The following is a 22,242-nucleotide window of genomic DNA, read 5'->3' on the forward strand; positions in this document are numbered from 1 at the left end:
CAGGTAAAGTTCAGTTACGCCATGCGCCGGTTTCGGCGGAAGGAGGCAAACCGATGAAGTCGCAGGAAATCGAACTTGAGAGCCCCATGGAGCTGGCACAGGTCATCCAGTACCTGGAGGATATCGCGACGAGTTTGAAGGCCGGGCGGGTCTGTGTGCAACACGGCGAGGAGCAGATTGAGTTGGCGCCCACGCCCGAGGTGACCGTCGCGGTCCGTGCCAAGAAAAAGTCCTCCAAGGAGTCGATTGCGCTGAAGATCGGCTGGCGTATTCCGGAAGTCGAGCCGGCCGACGACGAGTCACCCTCTACGGCTGTCCCGACACCGGCCGCACTCTGCATTACGTCCGGCACGAAATAGACCACCTGCCGACTGCTGCGCGGCCAGTCCTCGCCCACGACTCTACGCCCCCTGCGTGCGCCGCCCCTGGTGTGTCCACAGAGCGCGTTTATAGCGCTGCTTTCGGCGGCCCGAATTGCTAAGATGGAGCCAGGAACAGGATGCGCAGCGGGGGCCGTGTCGGAGGATCCGGGAAGATGCCAGCGCTGTTGATCTCTCACTGCGCCACCGTGCGCACATCGCCTGCCACTTTGGCTCTCATGGCTGCCCTACTGACGCTGACAGCCGGCTCCAGCGTGTGGGCGTCCGATCCGCCGGAATATCGGGCCATGTGGGTAAGCCGATTCGAGTGGCCCCACACCAACCCGGCCACCGCGCAGACTCGCATCGATACGATCATGCAGCAGCTCGCGGCCGCGAATTTCAATGCCGTGTTCTTCCAGATACGCGGGCAGGCGGATGTGCTGTACCCCTCCCCCGATGAAGTCTGGTCGCCCCTGATCGGCGGGACTGATCCGGGCTGGGACCCGCTCGCGTACGCCATTGCCTCGGCCCACGCGCATGGGCTTGAGTTTCACGCCTATATCAACACACACACCTGCTGGCAAAGCGGCAATGGGACCCCGCCCGCCAATCCCAACCACCTTTATTACGCCCACTGCAACGCGGCTGATCCGGAGCACCGCGACTGGCTGCACCACGAAACGGCGACCAACCCGCCACAGTACAGCGAGAGCGACTACGTCTGGATCGCCCCGGGGGTACCTGCGGCCCAGGCCTACACACGCGCTCAGGTGTTGTACGTGGTCGAGAACTACGCTGTGGACGGGGTACACTACGATCGTATCCGGACACCGTGGTCGAACCGCCCGTCGTACGACCCCATCAGTCTTGCGCGTTTCGGCGACCCACACACGAATCCCGCCGGGCTTGCTTTCAACGCCTGGACCGCCGACCAAATTACGCGACAGGTACGCGACCTGTACGCGGCGGTGATGGCCGTCAGACCGGAAGTCAAGGTCAGCGCAGCGGTCTTCAGCAATCCCCTGACCGCCCCAACCGCCCAGTTGCAGGAGTCGCTCTTGTGGGCTCAAACGGGTGGGCTCGATCTGCTCGTTCCGATGATGTACTTCGCCGGGGGCGCGGGATCAACTTGGGACACGCGTCTTCAGCAGTGGCTCGCGGGCGCCGGCGGCCGGCAGGTCATCGCCGGGCACATCACCAGCCAGGGGGTCAGCTCCCTCCTTGAACAAATCACCCTCACTCGGGTGCGCGGCGCACATGGCAACGCGGTCTTCTCCTGGAGCTCGTTCACCGGCTGGGCGTCATACCCCGCTTCGGTCTACGCCCAGCCCGCCCCGGTGCCGGCGCAGCCCTGGAAAGACAATCCCACCAGCGGCATCATCGTCGGGTACGTCACCGATGATCTCGGGCAGCCGGTCGTTGATACGCAGATCACGCGTACCGGATCAAACTACACCGCGCTTTCAAGCGCCGACGGCTTCTACTCGTTCCTGCTCGTCCCGCCGGGCTCGTATACGCTCGCGGCGTTTCACCCTGGCTATGCCGCGACAGCGGCGTCGGATGTGCTGGTCGCAGCCGGGCAGGTCAGCCACGTGAACATGGACATCGGTCCAGTGCTGCCACCGATCCTCGCGGAGATCGACCCCACACCCGACGGCGCGGTCGTCAACCAACCCTACAGCCGGCAGCTCGCGCTCGTTCAGGGACTCGCCACAAGTTGGACACTGTTGGCGGGGCCACCGGGAGCGACGGTCGATGCCCAGGGCTTCGTGAGTGGCTGGACGCCGACCGTGGCAGACGCCGGCCAGACCTTCCACTTCACCGTGCAGGTGACCAATCCGGTCGGCGAGGACACACTCACGTGGCCGGTCCTCGTTACCAGCCGGCCACCCTGCGACCGTTTCGGGCTTACCGGCTTCGACGAGTTCGCCACCGGCACGCGCGTGCTCTTCAACCTGCCACGCTTCAGCGGATCGACGAGCAACCACTTGCTCGAATCACCTAACGTGGCCGTCATTACGGGCGACGGGGGCAGCTTCAGCGCGCCCCACGCCTGCGAGGTCCGTTGGCAATTTGTGGACGCCGCGCCCCAACGCTGGCTGCGGCTCACGACCTTCAACGCGCCCGAACTTCCCAACCCCACGGTCATGCTCGACCGGCCGATCCGTATCCGCATGCGGCTCGACAGCGGCCGACTGCGGGTGGCGGTCGGCATTCGTGAGACGAACACCAACGCGGAACTGGGCGCGAACGGTGGGACCAGCGGCTCGATCGAGTGGGTCGGAGCGGCCGGTGCGGTGAATGGTGCGCCGCAAGGCATGCTGATCGAGGGACAGCCGGGCGTCTGGCAGACGCTGATCTTCAATCCATCGACCGACCCGATATACGGCATGACGGGCGATGGCACACTGTTCTCTGCAACGAACCGCGGGGTGCTCGAGCACATCGCGTTCTCCAGCGTGGACAGCGCCGGACCCTTCACCGTCTACCTCGATGACATCGACTTTCTGTGTGATCTGCCGGCGTATGGTGATTTTGACGGCGACGGGACCGTGGGGGCCGCCGATTTCGCCTGGTTTACACTTTGTCTCGGCGGCCCGCATGTCACCGTGTCGGATCCGTGCGCTGCAGCCGATGCCGATGCCGACACGGATGTCGATCTCGCGGACTTCGCGACTTTCCAGTGCGTCTTCACGGGCTCATAAGTACCGCGCCGGTGTAGCGGCGCAACAACTTGAGCAGGGCCGCGCGCTGGATGGGTTTGGTCGCATAATCATCACAGCCGGCTGCCAGGCATTTCTCGCGATCTCCTGCCATGGCGTGAGCCGTGAGCGCGATGATCGTGCCGGAGTAGCCCCGGCTTCGGAGTTGGGTGGTGGCGGTGTAGCCATCCAACACCGGCATCTGCATGTCCATCAGGATCACGTCGAAGGGCCGGCCGTCCTGTCGGGCGCAAAGTGCCGCCTCGACCGCAAGCTCCCCATTCTCAACCACTGTCACTTCGGCGCCGGCCTTGTGAAGCAGGTAGCGGATGAGACGCTGATTGTCAGGGCCGTCCTCGGCGAGCAGCACCCGAGCGACGAGCGGCCCGTCCGCCGTTATGGTTTCCGAGGGGGCAGAGAAGCTCGTCTGGAGCGCTTCCGATGGCGCCGTGAGCAGCGGCACACCCTCGAGTAAACCGGTTGCGACGCGCACCCGGAAATGACTGCCGCGACCCACCGAGGTCGAAAGCAGCAGCACATCACCCCCGAGGGCCTGGGCCAGTCGCCGACTGATCGTCAGACCCAGTCCTGTACCGCCGAATCGCCGTGTCATCGAGGCGTCGGCCTGCGAGAACGGCTGGAAGATGTGCGCGACCGCCTCGGCTGTCATACCCAGCCCAGTGTCGATGATATCGAATTCGAGCGCCGTACCCGCGGAATGTTGGTCAGTGAGGCGGATGACCATGCGCACCGTGCCCTGCTCCGTGAACTTCACCGCATTGCCGAGCACGTTGATCAGCACTTGACGCAGACGGATCGGATCACTTTGGATGGAAGCGGGGATCGGACCGTCAAAGGCGATGTCCAGTTCCACACCTTTCGCGACGCTGCGCGCCCGCATCATTGAAGCGACTTCGGCGATGATCTGAAGCGGGGCGCAGGCAATCTGCTCAACCTTGAGCCGTCCGGCCTCGATCTTGGAGAGGTCGAGGATGTCGTTGAGCAGACCGAGCAGATGGCCCCCGTTCCGTAAGATCGTCTCGAGGTTGGCGCGGAGATCCCGCTGCTCGTGGGGGCAACTTTCGATCGCGGCCTCCGCGAATCCGAGGATCGCGGTCATGGGTGTGCGGATTTCGTGGCTCATGTTTGCCAGGAATTCGCTCTTGGCCCGGCTGGCCTGTTCGGCCGCGGTGGCCATCGCACCTGCATGGGCAGTCGCCTCCGCCAGGTCACGGTTCGCCGCGAGCAGCTTGTCCTCCGCGCATTTGCGCGCGGTGATGTTGCGTGCCACGCAAATGACGTCCTGGACGATGCCGTGCACGTCCCGCAGGCCCGACGCCCGCAGTTCGAACCACGTCCGCCCGGCTGGCAAGTCGAGATAGTACTCCGCCTCGCTCACTTCACCGGACCGCAGCACCGCCGTCAACGCGGCCTTGATCCGCTCTCGGGCCGGTTCAGGGAGCGCCACCTGATCGACAGTGCGCCCCACAAAACTCGCGGGTTCCATACAGAGGAGATCCGACGGCGGCTGGAAGTACTCTTTGAAGGCGAGCTCACGATCGAGGACGAACACGAGATCCTGCATGTTGGTGACAAGTGAGCGTATCCAGTGCTCCTTCTCGGCCACCGCCTCCTGCGAGGCCTTGCGGGCCGTCACATCCATGGCCACTCCGGCGGCCACAACTCGGCCGTCCGGCAGACGCTCCGGCTGGGAACGGCAATGAATCCAGCGCACACAGCCATCCTTGCGAAGCAGGCGAAATTCGCCGTCGAACTGGCTGAGCGTACGGATCGCATCCGCGGAAAGTGCCAGGTAGCGTTCACGATCTTCCGGAATGAGCCGCGTACTGATGAGCACACGCCCATCCAGGATGTCATCGAGCGAGCACTCCAGCAGGCGCGCCAGCCCCTCGCTCGCGTGCACAAAACGTACCTGTCCGGCGCACTCCCATTCGAGCTGGTAAACCGCACCGTCGGGCAGGTTGTCGCCGATGGCGCGCAGTCGTACCTCGCTCGCTCGCAGCGCTGCTTCGGCCTGCTTACGTTCCGTGATTTCCCGACATACGGCGTGCAAGAGGGCTCCCTCGCGGTCTGCAATCGCTGTCAGCAACACCTCGACGAAGAAGTCCTCACCGTCGGCGCGGCGGTGCACCCACTCGAAGCGCTGACAACCACCACGCAGGGCCGCCGCGATGATTTCCTCCGATTTTTCACGGGAGCAACGCCCGTCCGGCTGTTGCGGCGGCGAGAGTTCCGCCGGATGACAGTGCAGCAATTGCTCTGCCGATTTCAAGTGCAGCATGCGTACGGCCGCATCGTTGCACTGCACAAAGCGCTCGTTGCGCAGCAGCAAATGCGCATCCGCGGAGCCCTCGATCAGTGTCCGGAAACGCGCTTCGCTATCCCACAACTCGGTGGTGCGCACCCGCACTTCGGTCTCGAGATCCGTGCGCCGACGGATCAGGAACACTGCGAAAGCCGCAAAAACACCGGTTAACAACAAACCGACACCGGCTGTCAAAGAGGCGGCCCGCGCCGGTTGCGCGGCGAGAAAGGCCGGACCTGGCGTGACAACTACCGCGTAGGTCTTTCCAAAAGCGAATAGCGGTTGCCCCACCGTAAACCGCGCACGGGCCCTGGGTAAGGCCGCTTCATCAGTCCACGCACTCTCATGGGACGGCTGTCCGCGGGTAGTTCCAAGCAGGCGCTGGGAACCGTCCGGCCAGAGTTGATACAGGTCGATGATCACCGGTGAGTCTTCCGGCGCATTGGCAGATGGCAGAGCTTGCAAGAGCGCGCCCAGGCGCAGTGCCACCACCGCAAAACCCGTGATGTCGCCAGCCCGATCCCCTTGATGGAATACGGGCTGGAAGATCAGGGAGCCAAACCCGTCATCGGGTTCGTGTACAAATTTCACCGGGTCCGTTGCCGTCACAAGCCCGGTGCGGAGCGCTGCCTCCAGCGCCGTGCGGCGCAGCGACTCAGAACCAAGGTCGAAACCCAGCACCGCATCGTTGCTGCCGGCCGGCTCCACCAGCCAGACCGGGTAAAGCACCGCGCGCCCCTGGGCCGGTTTTTGCCGCCCGTCGCCATCATGCTGCCAGATTCTGTAGTTCGACCGCCCTGCCGTCCGCGCCCAAGCTTCGAACGTGGACCGATCCTCAACCGCTACCCTTTCTGCATAGGCGATGGCACGCAACCCATGGTGCCGCGCGAGACGTGCGCAGAACGAGCGAAACTCATCGAACTCGACGGATTCTGAGTTTTCAATGAACCGTACGACGCTGTCCAGTTGAAACTCACGCAGCTTAAAAAAGGTATCCAGAACCCGTTCGTTGTGCGTATCCGCCAGTTGCACGAACTGGGCCCCGCGCGCGCGTTTTTCAGCTCGGTGGGAATTCGCCGCAGCCAGCACAGTCAGTCCTAACCCGAGGATGACGGTGAGGTACGCCTCGGTATAGCGCAGCCACCGTCGCTGATCCACGACCAGCGCTTCACGCCAGCGTAACACCAAGCCCCCCATGGCCAGGATCGCAAGCAGCGCGAAGACGCACACAAGCCCACCCAGGCGTTCGCGCCAGAGAACCGCCGCCCAGCCGGCCGCCTCCACATCAATGCCGACGGCGAGGAGGATCTTGCCACAGTCTGGATCCCGCACGGACGCAATGGCCGACACGAAGTCGCCGTATTCGTCCGCGAAAGGCCCTTCCGTAAATCCGCAACCCGTTCGAAAGATCGCGCGAACTTCCCGCGATGGTTGTTGATAGATTGTACCCGGCGCGGACGCATGCGGATCGTCCCGCGGATAGGATTCCGGCCCGAATACCAGCTCACCATCGCGTTCCGCCAGTGTCCAGATGCCCCGGTAGCCCAACAAGGCCCGGTAACTCGCCATCTGCTCACAGAAACGTTCATAGACAGGGTTCGTGAGATCATCCGGCCCGAACGTAAGCGCGCGCGCGAACTCCGGATTGATCGTACGTGCGAGCGCCTCGGCCTGGTACAGAAGCACCGCCCGCCGATCTTCGTCCAATTGCGTCACACGCTGTTCGACCAGTACCCCGCCACCCACCGCCACCGCAACAAGGACAATGGGGATGCCCCAGCGTCTGAGTGCACCCTCCCGACCACCGGAATGCTTTGGGGTGCGCATACGAGGTACCGTGCTCCTCGGTCAGCGCACGCCATTCCCATGTGTAACAGCGACTCACTGGGCCCACAGTGCGAAGACCATAGGCGTCATCGACACGATGCGCAGCAGCGCACAGTTACACCTTCGGACTCGCCCCATAATCTCTGTGCTGTCCCCCCTGCTTTCCAAAGAAAAGAGTCCGATCAGTCCGCGTCTTCGGTCACCACCGCATGCGTGCGCAGGTCATCGATATTGACGTATTCCAATGCGGCCATGTGCGTCGCCGTGAGAACCACGGGCGGTGGACAGCCCCCTTCGAGCGCCTCCTGCCAGCGCTGGGCGCACAGGCACCAGCGGTCGCCCGGTTCGAGACCCGGGAAGCCGAATTCCGGCCGCGGTGTGGAAAGGTCGTTACCGCGTTCACGGGAAAAGGCGAGGAACTCGGCCGTCATCTCCGCACAGACCACGTGCACACCGAGGTCGCCGGGTCCAGTATGGCAATACCCGTTGCGATAGAATCCGGTCAAAGGTGCCGTACAGCAGGCCTGCAATTCACTGCCAAGCACATTGCGAGCGGGTCGCTTCTTCATCAGGTTCGTTCCAGTGTGGTTTCGCGGGTGAATTCGGCCAGTGTCCGTCTTGTTCAGGCGGCAACCGCACCAGGCGACTGCAGCGTTGTCTGCAATGCCTCTCAGGGGGAGTATAGACCTGTAGGAGCCGTACGGGCGTGTGTGGACCAATCCCCCCGTTTGTCGTCTCAACGACCGCCGTTGTTACGGAGCCAGTTCTCGAGTACCGGGCGCGGGAAACGGTACGTGCCCGGCTTGGCGTAGCCCTTCTGTACGAGCGGGTTGTCGGTGCCGAGGAAAACCGGGATCAACTCGTCACCCCGGCCGGAACCGAAGAAACCCTCGCGCCGCGCCGGCGGCACGGTGCCCGCACCGGGGTTGAGCGGCAGGGCATCACGCACGACGCTGCGGAACTCGTTCTGCGAGAACTGCGTGCTGAGGTTGATCAGCACGCTCGACCCACCCTGCGGATTCAATACGCGTAGGCCGCTGTTTTGGAGCGCGTTGAACGCCACTTCAATATCGCCTTGCCCGAAGATATCAGGCACCGGCACGTTCAGCCGCCGCGGTGCCGCATCCAGCCAGCGCGCCATCGTCTCATCGACACGCTCGCCCGGCAGTACGCTCCGCTCCACGTTGAGCTGCTTGCTGAACGCGTCCACGAGTCCGTCTTCGAGGAGGAAAATATCGAAGCGGTCCGTGCCGCGCTCGTAAAACAGGCCGAAGTTCCACGTACCGCGCTTGGAAAGCGTGGCCACCGGGCTATCGACCGTAAAGTCGCTCTTCAGCGTTCCTTCCGCCACACCCGCCCGCACCTGCCCATAGCCAACCTCGAGTCGGACACGCTTCGTGTCGGCGGTGCGCAGCAGCTCGCTGAGGTGTACACGACTGGCCGGCTCGACGATGACGGCCGTGTAGGTGTCATCCTCGCCGATCCGCAGCTTCACGGAGGAGCGCACGCCCGTGAGGATCTGCGTCTCGGGGGGATAGGTGTCGCCGACCTGGCACGGCTGCCACTGTGTCGAATCCAGCGGTGCGTGTTTGCTATCGCCGCGTACCTCGAGCACGCGCGCCAGCAACACGCCGTCCGCCGGTTGCGTCGCGGCCGGTGCAGCCGCGTCAGGGGCCGGTGGCGGAGACTCTTGTGCAGCGGCCATCGTGGACAGCAGCAACCAAGCCGCAACGAAGCTCATCCGGTAGTTCACGGCCGTATCTCCCTTTCCGATGGGCACGGGCCCGACAGGCACCCTCCGCAGGAGTATTCCCCGCGGAACTGCCCCGGTCAACTACCGGAGGTGGACGAATCCTTCTCTGCAGCACCCGAATGGGGGCTCCCGGAATCGCTTCCGGAAGCAGTTTCTGAACCACCCGAGAGCGGTGAAGCCGTGTCGGGCTCCGAGGTCGTGCCGAGGATCGGGGCGTAGGGGTCGTCCATCTCCTCGTAGTAGATTTCCTCGTAGTCAGTCGCGTCGACGTCGCGCCGCAACTGGAAGTACATGAGTGTCGCCCCTGTGAAGTAATAGCTTACCGCGAACGCGCCCAGCAGACTCACCGCGACAAACACCCAGCACATCATCAGGAATTGCCCCACGCCCTCAAGCGCGCCAAGCGGCCCGCCGGGGAACGTGCCCCACACTTCGGCGGCCTGTGTACCCGGGAGCAGCGCGAGGTCGGACCAGGCGGGCATGGTCCAGAGTGCGTCAAGGTTCATGGTGCCCCGTAACTGCCCGCTTGGGACCTGGTTCATCCCGAGGCCCGACAGCTTGTGCGAAAACTTCAGCGTCAACAGGACCACGAACCGCACGGCGAGGTAGGAGAACGCGCCGTAAACCAGCAGTGTCACGCTGTAGACAAGCAGATTCCAGAAGCGTCCAAAGACATAACTGGCGGCGTGCGAGAGCGCATCGTTGCCATCGGAACCCTCAACTGCGATGCTCGGCCACATCAGCGGAAAGCCGAAAACCAACAGGAACAGCGCCAGCGCTGCGACCAGGCCCCCGACCAGGGAGAGGACCCACAGCAGCCCGACGAAGACCTCGCCTAGCCCCCACGGTATCACGGCCCCCAGTAGTCCACCCATGAACATCAACACGGCGGACACCGCGATCACACCGATGGGCACCAGCGGCGCAATCAGAAAGCCGCTGTAACGCTCCCCGACGAACTTCAAGCTGGCGTTGACAGACTCACTGTCTTCGCGCGCGGCATGGACCGCAGCGCTCCGGCAGATCGCGCCACCAAACAGGGCAAAAACCACCAGTGCGAACAGTCCGAGCCACAACGTGAAGAACGGACGCTGCGTGCCGATCCACAGCACCCCCTGTACGGCTGACCCCATGCTCGCGGCCATGGAGGGCGTGGTGCTGTACGCACCGCCGCTGAATCCCAGTCGCCCGTTCACCGCGCCCTGGATCGCTGCAGCGAAACAGTGCTGCTGATGCTCCAGGAAGGAAATGAATGGGCCACGCGGCCGCCATTGCTGATACTCCACTACTGCCGTCGTCCGCTTCAGGACGGTGCGCAGATCGGCCAGTGGCTCCACCCCGGATTCCGCCGGCACCGCCGCAGCAATCCGCTCGAGCGCCTCATCGAGCCGGCCGGCCGCCGCAGCTCCGGGAGGTGTGGACATGTGTAGCGCCCGCTTCACAGTGTCCGCCGCCTGGTGCAGCGCGCGCGTGCGGCGGGCGCGTTCAGTGCGTGACAGCTCGCGGTTGTTCTTCAGGACCTGCACCCCGTCCTGTACACGCGAGTTCAACGCGGCGATCTGGGCGCGGATCTGCTCACGGGTCGGCCCGTCGAGCACCAGCGCCCGGAAGCCCTGGCTTTCGTAGGCCGCGCGGGCTTCATCCGGATCGGCAAAGAGACCAAGTCGCAACAGGGCTGCCGTGGCGAGCACACCAGGCGCCTCGCGCGCCTCGCGTACCCAGGCGACAAATTCGGCCTGCGGTAGGCGCGCAAACTGCTGAACTTCGCTCGAAATTGTGCCACGTTCCACTGCGACGACCACGCCCGGCCAGACTGCATCCAACAACCGCCCGGCGAAGTACACCAGCAGTACACACGCCAGCCCCAGCAGCATGCGCTTCGGCCCCAGGGCCATCCGCGTTGTGCGAAAGAGCCGGACGATCGGAAACGCGTCACTCCAGACGATCTGCCGCACCTCGGATCCCTGCTCTGGCATGTTCGGCTCCCAAACGAACCGCGGCACCACCCCCGGCCGCAGACTCCGTGTTCCGTGTCACGCGCGTGTAAAAGATTCAACTATCCTGCAGGCGGCCATTATAGGAACCGGTCCCGCCGCGACAAGGAACCCCCCCCCGCAACAACACTGCACTTACTTCCGAGCGTCGCACGATCGGCCACGCGCGTCTACGTATTGCTGGATTGCACGGATAGTCGCCTCGCTGACGTGGTGCTCCATCCCTTCGGCATCGGCTTCGGCGTCCGTGGGATTGACGCCCAGATCTCGCAGGAACCGGACCAGCAATTCGTGTCGTGCCGCAGCCCGTTTCGCGAGCGTCTGTCCCTCAGCGGTCAGAAAAATTGCGCGGTACGGCTCAGATCGCACCAATCCCTCTTTGCGCAGGCGGGCAATCGTCTTTGTCACCGTCACGTGTGATACACCCAGCCGTCGGGCGATATCAACCGTGCGCGCTTCGCCTTCCTCCCGTATGAGCTGTGATACCAGCTCAACATAGTCCTCGGCGATCTCACCGGCATGATCCTGCCGGGTGCGTGAGAACCTCGCGGCCTGTTTTTTCGCCGCGGCCACCTTGTCCGGCGTCCCCCCCCCGCGCGCCGCGTGCTCGGCACTGCGCGGCACCGTGGTGGTCTCCGAACGGGCTTTGCTCTGTTTCGCTCGCGGGCTCACGCAAGCTGCTCCTTTGCCACCAGTACCTCACCATTACCAATTTGCGAGTGTAACAACCTGCCAAGTAGCGCCCAAGCGCTGCCTCCGGAATCCACCAACTCAACTCGGGGCGGGTGCCGGCTCCGGTCGCCCCACGCGCGCCCACCGCAGCGCCAGAGCCAAACCAAAACCGGCCGTTATCAGCGCCACAGTCACGATTGCATCCCGACTGCGGCCGGTGAGCGCCGCCCCATGCAGGGCCGCCACCGGCAACAATCCCCCCAGACAGGCATCCACTAACCAGTCCGTGGCCGGGCGCCGCCCCGTCGGCCCGACGCGCGCCGCCAAGCCCACTGCGACGAGCGCGATTAGCACACCAATCGAGACGTGCGCACCGAATTCCTCCAGTACTTCCTCGGCCGGCACGACCACCGCGACCGCAACCATTACCGCCGCGGCGGTCGCAAGCACCGAATTGCGGTCCACCGCCAATCGCACCAACATCGAGGCGAATCCAAGCAACGCAAGCAGCGCAAGGTATGCGGTCCAGCGCGGCGGTCCCGCTGCAATCTCACCAATCATCACCCAACCGGAAGCGAGTAGCGCAACCGCACCGGCAGCGCAACTACCCAGCAACCGGGTCGCAGGAATAAGGGCACCCGCCGTGGTCCAAGGACGCTCGTTGTCAAGTTGCTGCCCCCAGAACCGGCCAAGCCAGAGCCACCACATGCCGGCGACCGCCGCACCGAGTAGGGCGTTCGCCGGCGACGCAGGCAACCAGGCGGTCGGTACGGTCGCGAGTGCCAGACCCGCCAGTGCCAAGCCGATACCCCCGCACAGCACCGAACCGAGCCGATGCCCAGCGTTCAAGCAGGCCCAGGATGCCAGCGCAACCGCGAGTGGCGTCAACGGAGCACTCGTCCATACCATGCCACCAAGGCCGGTTAGCGCGGCCAAGAGCACCACGGTACCGTTGAGAAGCGGACGACGGGGTTCGGGCCGTAACAGGTCTTCGGGGTTGTTCATCCAGGCGTTGCGACGCAGCTTCCACGTCCGCCAGCCCCCTGCAAGCACGACCAGCAGTGCCAGCGCACCGAGGACCGTGAGGATTCCCGAGACGGTCCAACCCGCGCTACGCCACGGTAGCCACAAATCAGCCGTCCCCGCCAGTAGCGCGCCCGCCGCTGCCGCCATCTGTCCGACGCGCGCCAGTGGATGGCGCCACGCCCACCAGGCGGCAATCGCGAAGAGCCAGAGCAACAGGAAGATCGTCAGTGCCATCGTGGGCGGCGGCGAAACGCCCCGCCAGAAGAGCGCCGGCACCGCCAGGAGCGCGCAGCTCACCGCCACATACTGCGCCAAGCCGATGCGCACTCCCCGTGCGGCTGATGGGGCCTCACCAGGCGGTCCTGCCCGGGCGGCGCCACGCTCTACCCATGTGGCCACGACGAGCCACATCCACGCCAGCCCCACCAAACTCGCGCTCAACAGGATGGCTTTGCCGCGCGCCGCCGAGACTGCGGCATAGTTATGCAATAGCAGACTGGTGAGCCCGGCGACAAAGAGCCCCTCCGACACTCCCACCGGGAGTCGCCAGCGCACCAGGAACGCCAGCAACAGTGCTCCAGGCCCGAGCAGCCACGAGACCGGCAGCCCCGAAAGGTCTGCGAGCACGCCTGCGCCGGGGGACACAAGCGGCCCTATCCCCGCCACGCAGTGCGCGACTTCGCTGGCATGCGGTGCAGAAATCAAGAGTGGTGGTCCTTCATGCCTGACAGCCGGCTTCCGGTGCTTAGAAAGAAGTGCCGCGGCGACACGGGAGATGATATAAAGATAGAGCCGCGAGCGTACGACTGCTTTCGAAAGAATTTCGCGGCAGGTGCCCCGCAGGAACCAAGATGCCCACGGACAAACGATCCGAAGATGAAGCGTTTCGTCGATTCTTGCGCCGGGTGTGGCAGGACGATGTCGGCCCCCTGCTACGCGATCGCCAAGCCGCTCAGCGCCGCCGCACTGCTCGTTGGGGCGGAAAATTCGCGGCCGCCGCCGGGCTGGCCGTTGATGGGCTCCTGCACCTCCGCGGGCGCCCGTTCACACGGATGCTGACCGTCATGGGTGCCACGGTAGGCGCGCTATTGCCCGATGCCTGGGATTGGGAATGGCTGCGCACTGCCGATTGTGCGGATCGTAACACCGTGGGCGCGCGTGTCGCGGCCCAGGCAGCGGCCCTTTCATGGGGTGACGCACTGGCGCTCTTTGGCCTGACCGAGCAAGCCACAGAAACACAACTCAAGCACGCCTGGCGCGAGATCTCCCAGCGCTGGCACCCGGATAAGGCCCGCGATGATGCTACCCGTGCCGAATACCATGTGCGTTTCGTGGCCTACCAACAGGCCTACGAGCACCTCCGCACGGCCTATGGCAGCGGACACCTCCCACGAGCCGTCTGACATTTCGTCCGAGAGCGACCACCCCGGCAGCCCTACAGCCGCCCGTGTCTCAGGATCGAAACCAGCAGGATTAACCCCATCGCTCCGGCCCCGAAATACCCAACCAGTCCGATGACCGGAACACCGTTCCACATCGGCGGGATGCGGGCATGCACCAGCAGGGACGACCCGACAATCAGGGCCGCAGCGACGATCGCGAACGACACCCGGTTCGCAACGCGTTCGTGGGCATCGAGCAGGCGCTCGAGCCCGCGATGCTCGAAGCGAATTTGCAGGTCACCGCGTTTTGCGGATCGCAGGACATCACGCAAGCCACCGGGGATGTCGCGCAGGAGGCCGAGCAAATCACCGCTTGTCAGCCACATTTCGCGCCAGAGGCGGCCCGGCTTCCAGCGGTCGAATTGCAAGGCGCGCAAGTATGGAGTCGCACCACCGATGACGTCGAGCTCCGGATCGAGACGTGTCATCAGCTTCTCGACCGTCACGGCGGCCTTGAGCATCATCACCAGATCCGGCGGGATGAACAGCCGGTGGCGTGCCACGAGATCCAGCAAGTCACGCAGCAGCTTGGCGAAATTCAGCTCGCTGAGACGCTGGGGCACATTGAGGTCAATGAACTCCGCCACATCCCGCTCGATCTGAGGGACATCCGGATCGTGCTGCGGCTCGTGCTGGGTCACGCGCAGCAGCGCAACGGCGACGGCCTTCGAATCGCGCCGCGCAATTGCATGAATCAGGTCGGCGAAGCTCTCCCGGGCTTCGCGGCTGAGCCGCCCCATCATGCCAAAGTCGAGCAGGCAGATCACGTTGCCCGGCAACACAAATACGTTGCCCGGATGCGGGTCCGCGTGGAAGAAACCGTGCACGAAAAGCTGCTTAAGTGTCAGGTCCATGCCACGCGCGGCAATGATCCGCGGATCGAGCCCCGCGGAACGTAGCGCGGCTACGTCTCGCACCGGGATCACATCGACAAACTCCATCGTGAGCACCCGTTGCGTCGTCAGGGCGCGGTACACCTTCGGCACGTAGATGGTGTCGTCATCGAGGAACTGGTTCGCGAACCGTTCCAGGTGAGTGGCCTCGGTCTGAAAGTCCAGCTCCCGCGAAACAGTACGGCTGAACTCCTCCACGATGCGGCTCGGGCGATATACCTGCCAGCCCTCCACGTGCCGCTCGAACAGCATCGCGAGGTGCAGCAGGATTTCGAGGTCGACGTCGAGCACTTCCTCGATACCCGGCCGCTGCACCTTGACCACAACCTCTTCGCCGGTGTGCAGGGTGGCGCGGTGCACCTGCGCGATGGAGGCCGCCGCGAGCGGCTGATCCTCGAAACGCGCGAAGAGCTCCTCCACGGGGTGTTTCAGCTCCGCCGCCAGGATCGTCCGCACCTGTTCGCGCGGAATCGGAACCCCCTCCTGCTGCAACTTGGTCAACTCCTCCACAAACACCGGCGGGATCAGGTCTGGCCGCGTCGAAAGCACCTGTCCCAGCTTGACGAAAGTCGGCCCCAACTCCTCGATCGCCATCCGCACACGCTGGGCATCACTCAGCCGCTCCACATGCTCGGCCTTCTCACGCGCGATCAACTGCCAGCCGATCTCGAGGTACTGGCTGATGCGCAGACTGTCGACCAGGTGTCCGAAACCGTACCGAATCAGCACCGTCAGTACCTGCCGGTAACGGTTCACGTGCCGATACGTACGGGAAACGATGCCGAGTTTGCGTATGGTCATCCTGCCTACTTCACAGGCCGGTCCGGCATCCCACGCGTCGCTGGGCAACTCGCTCGTGCCGCCGGCATTGCGGCTCAGAACCCAGGATGCACTCCCGGGCGCCCCTCCCTCATGGGAGGGGTTGGGGGAGGGTCGAGAAACCACTGGTGAACGCCCTACTCTCTACCTCTCCCCGCTGGAGAAAGGGGCATGGGGAGCACTTCTAGATCGAAGGAGTAGGCGGCTCCGTGCCAGCCGGCGGCGGCTTGGCCGCGGGTGGCGTCAGGCCTGCGGCCTGCTCAAGGCGAACTATGCGCGCCTGTAGTTCGTCGATCTCCACGCGGGTCGCCAGGTGCATCCGTTGCAGGATATCGGTGACGATGCGCTCCACACCTGATTCAAATTCGGCTCGGCCGCGCTTAGCGCGTGCCACGGCCTCGTCGACCAGTTCCTGGCCGCGTTCCTGTGAGAGTTTGGCGGATTCCGCAAACTCCCGGGCGGCTTCTTCGACCTTGTCCTTCGTCATCAGCGTCATGCCGATCACGGTCAGGAACCCCTGCTTGACGGTCTCAAACACAGTGATCCTCCTTATGGACCCCGCCGAGAGCGGCCGGGTCGCGCATTACCACTGAGAACGCACCACTGGAAGTGTAGCCGATCGGCCCCGGAATGACCCTCTGGCCCCTACCGCCGAGATGGGGGCGCTTGGCCGCAGCCACTTTTCGATCATTTCTGTCACTCGCTGAACTTCCGCCCCCACCAGACCTCGCTACCATGACCGCCAGTTTCGCCGGACGTGCCGTGCGGCGGCGGCCGGTTGCCGGCTGCCGCGCGACCGAACCCAGGTGCCTGCCATGGACGAAACCGCACTGCTTCTCTCGCGCATCCAGTTCGCGTTCACGATCGGTTTCCACTACCTGTTTCCACCGCTGACGATCGGGCTGGGCCTGCTGATGGTCATCATGGAGGGTCTCTTCCTCTGGACGAAAGAGCACCAGTACGAAGCGATGGCCAAGTTCTGGACGAAAATCTTCGCGCTGATCTTCGCGATGGGTGTCGCCTCGGGCATCGTGATGGAATTCCAGTTCGGCACGAACTGGTCGTACTATTCCCGCTTCGTCGGCGACGTCTTTGGCTCCGCTCTCGCGGCCGAAGGCATCTTTGCCTTCTTCCTCGAATCGGGCTTCCTCGCCATTCTCGTCTTTGGCTGGGACAAGGTCCGCCCGCCAATGCACTTCTTCTCCACCCTGATGGTCTCGCTCGGCTCAATCTTTTCAGCCGTGTGGATCATCATCGCGAATTCGTGGCAACAGACACCGGCCGGCCACCACCTCGTGACTTCCGCGTCAGGGTTCACGCGTGCGGAAATCGTCGATTTCTGGCAGCTCGTCTTCAACCCGTCCACCATCGAGCGGCTTACGCACACCCTGGTCGGCGCGTTCATTGCCGGCGCCTTCCTCGTCCTGAGTGTTTCCGCCTTTTACCTCCTGCGGAACCGGCATCAGGATTTCGCCCGCCGCAGCATCGCCATCGCGTTGCCTTTCGCGGCCGTGTTCTCGCTCCTGGCACTGCTTACCGGCCACTCCAACGGCGTCATGATTGCCAAGCACCAGCCCGGCAAGCTGGCGGCTTTTGAAGGCCACTTCACGACCCAGGAGGGCGGTACGCCCCTGTACCTCGTCGGTGTGCCCAACGTGGCGGAGCGGCGTGTCGACTACGGCCTCGCTATCCCCGGCGCACTCAGTTTCCTCGTGCATGGTGACTGGACGACCCCCGTGACCGCCCTTGACGACCCGGCCATCGTGCCGGGCGGTCTGCCCGCGGGCGAGGCGATCGAGGACTACTGGCCCCCGATCCACCTGAGTTTCCAGTCCTACCACATCATGGTCGGCCTGGGGATGTTCTTCATCGCACTGACGCTGTTCAGTCTGCTCCAATGGTGGCGCGGCAAGCTGTTCGAACAGCGCTGGCTGCTGTGGATCTTCGTCTTCGGCATCGCCGGACCACTCATCGCCAACCAGCTCGGCTGGATCGCCGCCGAGGTCGGGCGCCAACCGTGGATCGTCTGGGGGCTGTTGAAAACCCGCGACGGTATCAGCCCCACGGTCAGCGCCATCGATGTGGGCATTTCGATCGGCCTTTTCGGGCTGATTTACCTCCTGCTGCTGGCGGTCTGGCTGTTTGTGCTGGATAGCAAGATCCGCCACGGCCCCGAGGATCCTGCCGATCTCGAGCGCGAGTTCAAGGCCCGCCGTGGCTGGATTCTCGCGGCCGCCGCCGTGCGAACCGACCCTTCCCAGTCCTCGTACACCGATGCGCATGGGCCTAAGCCCGGTGACCCCCGCTAGGAGCCGCCTTCATGGACCTGCACCTGTTCTGGTTCGTCACGCTCGGCGTGCTGCTGGTCGGCTACGCCATCCTGGACGGCTTCGACCTCGGTGTCGGCATCCTGCACCTGGGTGCCAAGTCCGACACCGAACGGCGCATCTTCATGAACTCCATCGGGCCGCTCTGGGACGGCAACGAGGTGTGGCTCGTGACCTTCGGAGGCGCGCTCTTCGCCGCGTTTCCGCATGTATATGCGACGGCTTTCTCCGGCTTCTACCTCGCGTTCATGCTTTTGCTGTTCGCACTCATCTTTCGGGCCGTTTCGATGGAGTTTCGCAGCAAGCGCGAGGGAGTCCTCTGGCGGCGAAGCTTCGACGTGGCGTTCTGCGCCGCCAGTACGCTCGCGACACTCCTATTCGGCGTGGCCGTGGGCAATACGATCAAGGGCATGCCGATCGGGGCGGACATGGAGTATGCCGGTACCTTCCTGGATTTGCTCGGCCCGTACCCGCTCGTAGTCGGCATTTTCGCCGTGGCAATGTTCGCCATGCACGGCTCAATCTACCTGTACCTCAAGACCACCGGCGACTTGCAGGAGCGCATTCACGGCTGGATGTGGCACACGTTCGGCTTCTTCCTCGTAATGTACATCTTTACGACGATCTTCACGCTCGTAGAGGTGCCCCAAGCCACCCGCAACTTCCGCGACTACCCCTGGGCCTGGCTGGTCGTGTTCCTCAACGTGCTGGCGATCGCAAATATCCCGCGGGCGATCTACCTGCGCAAGCCGGGCTATGCGTTCCTCTCGTCCTGCTGCTCGATCGCGGCGTTCGTGTTCCTCTTCGGCATCGCCCTGTACCCGTACCTGCTCGTCTCCAGTCTGGACGTGGCCCCCGGGATGACGTTCAATCCGGTCTTCTCGCTGGACATCTACAACTCCGCCTCGTCGGAGAAGACGCTGCAGATCATGGCGATCATCGCGTTCCTTGGCATGCCGTTCGTGCTGACGTACACGGCGATCATCTACTGGACTTTCCGCGGTAAAGTTGAGTTGGGCAAGTTCAGCTACTGAACGGTCGTGGACGCACCCTTCCGGAGTCCGCCGTGTCGCAAGCGGTTCGACGCATCCTCCTCACCGGCTTCGAACCCTTTGGCGGGGAGAAGCACAATGCCACCATGGCCATCCTCGAACATGTGACCGCAACCGGCGTGGCCGGTGTCGATCTCGACTCCGCAGTACTACCGGTTAGAGACGGGCACGCCGACGATCATCTTTGCGACCTGCTCGACGCACTGCGGCCGCACGCGGTTGTCTGCCTGGGCCAAAGCCGCCGTGCCGCACTCGCGCTGGAACGCGTTTTCCTCAACCTGAAGGACTACCGCATACCCGATAACGGTGGTGCCCAGCCCCGCGACCTGCCGGTCGTACCGGAAGGCCCTCCCGCGTACTACGCGACACTCCCCCTGCACGCACTCCTCGCTGCGATCCGCGCCGCGGGTACTCCGGCAACGCTCTCGCGCGATGCCGGTGCGTTCCTCTGCAACCAGGTCGGCTACGCTTTGATGCATCACCTCGCAGAGCGTGGGCACGACATTCCGGCCGGCTTCATTCATGTGCCACCCCTTCCCGAGCAGATCGCGGCGCAGGAAGATCCCCCTCCCAGTATGAGCGCCGAGACTGCGGCGCGCGGCCTCGGCGCCGCACTCACACTGCTCGCGCAACGCTGTTGAAGCGCCCAGCGGCAACGCCTGCTTTCACCACTCCGACAGCAATAGATTCCGCACTACCATGAGTTCAGGCAGCCCACCACGCACCACCGCCGTGGCAGCGGCATAGTCCTGGCGCCGCGTATCGTGGTTCGGCAGCGCTACCGCGCAGCCGATACCCGCCGCACGCAACGAAATGCACCCCGGCTCCGTGTCCTCAAGCCCTACCACGAACGGGTACTCCGCCCGCGGCACCGACATCTGAAAAAGCGACAGGGCGTACAAATCACGGTGCGGTTTCAGGCGCGCCTCCCACGCATCGCTCGCGCACACGAAGCCATCGAATACAGTGCGGTAGTCGGCAAGCGCTGCACCGAGGCGGTCTTTCACCTCATCCGGCACCTGCCAGGACTGCACGTCCTGCGCGAGTACGGCGATGACTTCGCGCATGCACGCATGCGCCTCGTACGCAATCGACGCCGTTACGAGTGCGAGCTTTGCCGGTCGCTGCCGGAAACGCTCCGCCAGTTTGGCCAGCCGCGGACGGCAGGCATCGAGCTCGGCCGCCGTGTGGCCCAACTCCGGCTGCGCCAGCAGGTTCGCTCGCAGGGGCTCCCACAGTGCCTCGATTTCGGGTCCTAGCCAACCCTTGATCAACGGCACGAATACCTCGTACCCGGGCATCGGCTCGACCAGTCGGCGTCCACCCGCACCGAGCAGTTCCGCCGCCAGGCGGTCGCCGCGGCCGGCTTCGAGCTCCTGCAGTATGGCGTGGTAGCGCAGGTAATAGATGTCAAGTGCTGCCGCGACGCGCTCCGCCTCATGCCCCGGACGAAAGGCCGCTCCGAACCGTGCCACCAGTGGGCGCACGTACTCGGCGACATTGTCGGCGGTAACTCCGCCGGCCTTGACGAGTTGCCGGAAGTCCTGCTGTGAGAGCAGTTCCGCCAAGCCGCAGTTCCGTGCATTCTGCTCGACATCACGGCGGCGCTGGGTATCGGTCATGCACGCCAGCGTCCACGTCAGGGCCTCGAAGAAGGCCTGTGTGAACGCCGCCTGATCCAGCGCCGCACCATAACGCTGCAGGAGAAACTCCGTGTGGCGGAAATTGCTGTTGCCGATGACGTGCGGCAGATCGGCTTGCTCATCGAGCCCGGGCCAGTCCGCCGGCGTGAGGCGGCCTGTGATGCGTCGCACCATGTATTCAAGCGCGTGGAGCGCCAGTGGCTCGGTCGTCGTGCTGGTGCCGTCCATATCGACCGCGAATGCCGTGATGTGGTCGAGCGGCAACGTGGCGCGCGGCGCGAGCGGGTAGAGCTCGAATGGCGCAAACACGTAATCGAGATTGCGGACCTGGGCGAACTCCGTCACGCCCAGACCGGCTGCCATCTCCTGCAACCGCGCCGCGGCGGCGGCCACGTCGGGATAGTGTGCCAGCTTACCACTCATGCAACACTCCGCATCAGGGCTCGGGGAAAAGGGATCCGGGACCCGGGAGCAAGTCTCCGGGAGCGCGGTAAACGGGGCAGTCTCGCAGCGCCGCGCGTCTCTGGCAAGGCCCGCGGCGGGCGGCTACCCTGCCCGCTTTGTCCCTGGCTCAACCCCACTGGGAGCGCGCATGATTCGCGGCGTGATCTTCGACCTCGACGGTGTGCTCGTCAGCACCGATTCCCTTCACTATGTCTCGTGGAAAGAGGTCGCCGACCAGGAGGGGATCCCCTTCAACGAGCAGATCAATGCCCGACTGCGCGGGGTCAGCCGCATGGAAAGTCTCGCCATCATCCTCGAACGTGCTGCGCGGCCATACTCTGCGAAGGAGCGCGAGCAACTCGCCATCCGCAAGAATGACCGCTATCGAGAACTGCTCGCGACACTCGGTCCCGGGGACCTGCTCCCTGGCGCGACAGAAATCGTAAGTGCGCTGCGCCGTCGTGGAATCAAGACCGCCATCGGCTCGTCGAGCCGCAATACGCCGATGATTGTTGACCGACTGGGCATTCGTGACCTGTTCGACGCCATCGCCGATGGGAATGACATTCGCCACTCGAAGCCCGACCCGGAAGTGTTTCTGCTCGCAGCTAACCGCCTTGGCCTGCCGGCGACGGCGTGCCTCGTCGTCGAGGATGCCGCGGCCGGGCTGGAAGCGGCCAGGAGGGCGGGCATGGCGGTACTTGCGGTGGGTGCGGCCGCGGAGTTGCCGGGGGCCGACGCGCAGGCGCAATCGCTTGCGGAAACCTCGGTGGACCAATTGCTCAGTCTGCGACCCCGCGCGACCGAATAGCAGAGGACTCGCACAGGTAGTGTATAATCGGAGGACGCGCAGACGCTCCCGGGCACCGCTCCCGGCTATCGGACGTTCGCGGTTTGAAAATCCGCATGGAAAACACAGAAGTTGGCGCAAACGACCCTCCCGTGGTAGAATGAAACGGT

General features: G+C 64.2%; 16 protein-coding genes. 7 read left to right on the top strand and 9 right to left on the bottom strand.

Going from position 1 to position 22,242, the window contains the following annotated elements; translation table 11 throughout:
- The first annotated feature begins 53 nt into the window (after positions 1-53).
- Positions 54-359, top strand: a complete 306-nt coding sequence (locus IPM18_13335) for an amphi-Trp domain-containing protein (GenBank protein MBK9120563.1) — start codon at positions 54-56, stop codon at positions 357-359.
- A gap of 176 nt (positions 360-535) precedes the next feature.
- Complete coding sequence (locus tag IPM18_13340; GenBank protein ID MBK9120564.1) at positions 536-3,067, top strand: family 10 glycosylhydrolase; 2,532 nt, start codon at positions 536-538, stop codon at positions 3,065-3,067.
- Here the strand turns inward: IPM18_13340 and IPM18_13345 are convergent.
- From IPM18_13345 to IPM18_13370, 6 genes are all read right to left on the bottom strand, one after another.
- Positions 3,054-7,217: a CHASE domain-containing protein gene (locus IPM18_13345; GenBank protein ID MBK9120565.1), complete on the bottom strand. Its 4,164-nt coding sequence runs from the start codon at positions 7,215-7,217 to the stop codon at positions 3,054-3,056. The two genes, IPM18_13340 and IPM18_13345, sit on opposite strands and share 14 nt — an antisense overlap.
- A gap of 182 nt (positions 7,218-7,399) precedes the next feature.
- Positions 7,400-7,786 carry a DUF2237 domain-containing protein gene (locus IPM18_13350; GenBank protein MBK9120566.1) on the bottom strand — a complete coding sequence of 129 codons (387 nt, stop codon included), beginning with the start codon at positions 7,784-7,786 and terminating at the stop codon, positions 7,400-7,402.
- A 167-nt stretch (positions 7,787-7,953) separates the two neighbouring features.
- The gene (locus IPM18_13355; GenBank protein ID MBK9120567.1) at positions 7,954-8,970 is read right to left on the bottom strand and encodes a hypothetical protein; all 1,017 of its coding nucleotides are present in this window, start codon (positions 8,968-8,970) and stop codon (positions 7,954-7,956) included.
- Between the two features lie 77 nt (positions 8,971-9,047).
- Positions 9,048-10,946 (bottom strand): hypothetical protein, encoded by a 1,899-nt coding sequence (locus tag IPM18_13360; GenBank protein MBK9120568.1) that lies wholly within the window; start codon positions 10,944-10,946, stop codon positions 9,048-9,050.
- Positions 10,947-11,099: 153 nt separating this feature from the next.
- Entirely contained in the window at positions 11,100-11,537 is a 438-nt protein-coding gene (gene mntR, locus IPM18_13365) for a manganese-binding transcriptional regulator MntR (GenBank protein MBK9120569.1), read from the bottom strand.
- Between the two features lie 198 nt (positions 11,538-11,735).
- Positions 11,736-13,307, bottom strand: coding sequence for a hypothetical protein (locus tag IPM18_13370; GenBank protein MBK9120570.1), 1,572 nt, complete (start codon positions 13,305-13,307; stop codon positions 11,736-11,738).
- A gap of 206 nt (positions 13,308-13,513) precedes the next feature.
- Between IPM18_13370 and IPM18_13375 the strand changes: the two genes are divergently transcribed.
- Entirely contained in the window at positions 13,514-14,065 is a 552-nt protein-coding gene (locus tag IPM18_13375; GenBank protein ID MBK9120571.1) for a J domain-containing protein, read from the top strand.
- Positions 14,066-14,097: 32 nt separating this feature from the next.
- On the opposite strand, the gene IPM18_13380 is transcribed toward IPM18_13375, so the two are convergent.
- Positions 14,098-15,798 (bottom strand): AarF/ABC1/UbiB kinase family protein, encoded by a 1,701-nt coding sequence (locus IPM18_13380; protein MBK9120572.1) that lies wholly within the window; start codon positions 15,796-15,798, stop codon positions 14,098-14,100.
- Positions 15,799-16,000: 202 nt separating this feature from the next.
- Entirely contained in the window at positions 16,001-16,354 is a 354-nt protein-coding gene (locus IPM18_13385; protein MBK9120573.1) for a hypothetical protein, read from the bottom strand.
- A 277-nt stretch (positions 16,355-16,631) separates the two neighbouring features.
- Here IPM18_13385 and IPM18_13390 point away from each other — a divergent pair, with 277 nt between their 5' ends.
- The 3 genes from IPM18_13390 to IPM18_13400 are packed head-to-tail and all read left to right on the top strand — an operon-like array spanning position 16,632 to position 19,836.
- Complete coding sequence (locus tag IPM18_13390) at positions 16,632-18,125, top strand: cytochrome ubiquinol oxidase subunit I (protein ID MBK9120574.1); 1,494 nt, start codon at positions 16,632-16,634, stop codon at positions 18,123-18,125.
- An 11-nt stretch (positions 18,126-18,136) separates the two neighbouring features.
- On the top strand, positions 18,137-19,177 hold the full coding sequence (gene cydB / locus IPM18_13395; protein ID MBK9120575.1) for a cytochrome d ubiquinol oxidase subunit II: 1,041 nt from the start codon (positions 18,137-18,139) through the stop codon (positions 19,175-19,177).
- A 53-nt stretch (positions 19,178-19,230) separates the two neighbouring features.
- Entirely contained in the window at positions 19,231-19,836 is a 606-nt protein-coding gene (locus IPM18_13400) for a pyroglutamyl-peptidase I (GenBank protein ID MBK9120576.1), read from the top strand.
- 24 nt (positions 19,837-19,860) lie between these two features.
- Here the strand turns inward: IPM18_13400 and IPM18_13405 are convergent, their stop codons facing one another.
- Positions 19,861-21,261 carry a hypothetical protein gene (locus IPM18_13405; GenBank protein ID MBK9120577.1) on the bottom strand — a complete coding sequence of 467 codons (1,401 nt, stop codon included), beginning with the start codon at positions 21,259-21,261 and terminating at the stop codon, positions 19,861-19,863.
- Positions 21,262-21,430: 169 nt separating this feature from the next.
- Here IPM18_13405 and pgmB point away from each other — a divergent pair, with 169 nt between their 5' ends.
- Complete coding sequence (pgmB, locus tag IPM18_13410; GenBank protein ID MBK9120578.1) at positions 21,431-22,093, top strand: beta-phosphoglucomutase; 663 nt, start codon at positions 21,431-21,433, stop codon at positions 22,091-22,093.
- Positions 22,094-22,242: the final 149 nt, after the last annotated feature.

Source organism: Phycisphaerales bacterium, from assembly GCA_016716475.1.
Lineage (GTDB): Bacteria > Planctomycetota > Phycisphaerae > UBA1845 > Fen-1342 > JADJWG01.

Bases quoted from the DNA above. Each gene is read 5' to 3' on its own strand.
- IPM18_13360 (MBK9120568.1), bottom strand. From the start codon at position 10,946: ATGCCAGAGCAGGGATCCGAGGTGCGGCAGATCGTCTGGAGTGACGCG.
- IPM18_13350 (MBK9120566.1), bottom strand. From the start codon at position 7,786: ATGAAGAAGCGACCCGCTCGCAATGTGCTTGGCAGTGAATTGCAGGCC.
- IPM18_13390 (MBK9120574.1), top strand. From the start codon at position 16,632: ATGGACGAAACCGCACTGCTTCTCTCGCGCATCCAGTTCGCGTTCACG.
- IPM18_13345 (MBK9120565.1), bottom strand. From the start codon at position 7,217: ATGCGCACCCCAAAGCATTCCGGTGGTCGGGAGGGTGCACTCAGACGC.
- pgmB (MBK9120578.1), top strand. From the start codon at position 21,431: ATGATTCGCGGCGTGATCTTCGACCTCGACGGTGTGCTCGTCAGCACC.
- IPM18_13405 (MBK9120577.1), bottom strand. From the start codon at position 21,261: ATGAGTGGTAAGCTGGCACACTATCCCGACGTGGCCGCCGCCGCGGCG.
- IPM18_13335 (MBK9120563.1), top strand. From the start codon at position 54: ATGAAGTCGCAGGAAATCGAACTTGAGAGCCCCATGGAGCTGGCACAG.
- IPM18_13340 (MBK9120564.1), top strand. From the start codon at position 536: ATGCCAGCGCTGTTGATCTCTCACTGCGCCACCGTGCGCACATCGCCT.
- IPM18_13375 (MBK9120571.1), top strand. From the start codon at position 13,514: ATGCCCACGGACAAACGATCCGAAGATGAAGCGTTTCGTCGATTCTTG.
- IPM18_13380 (MBK9120572.1), bottom strand. From the start codon at position 15,798: ATGACCATACGCAAACTCGGCATCGTTTCCCGTACGTATCGGCACGTG.
- cydB (MBK9120575.1), top strand. From the start codon at position 18,137: ATGGACCTGCACCTGTTCTGGTTCGTCACGCTCGGCGTGCTGCTGGTC.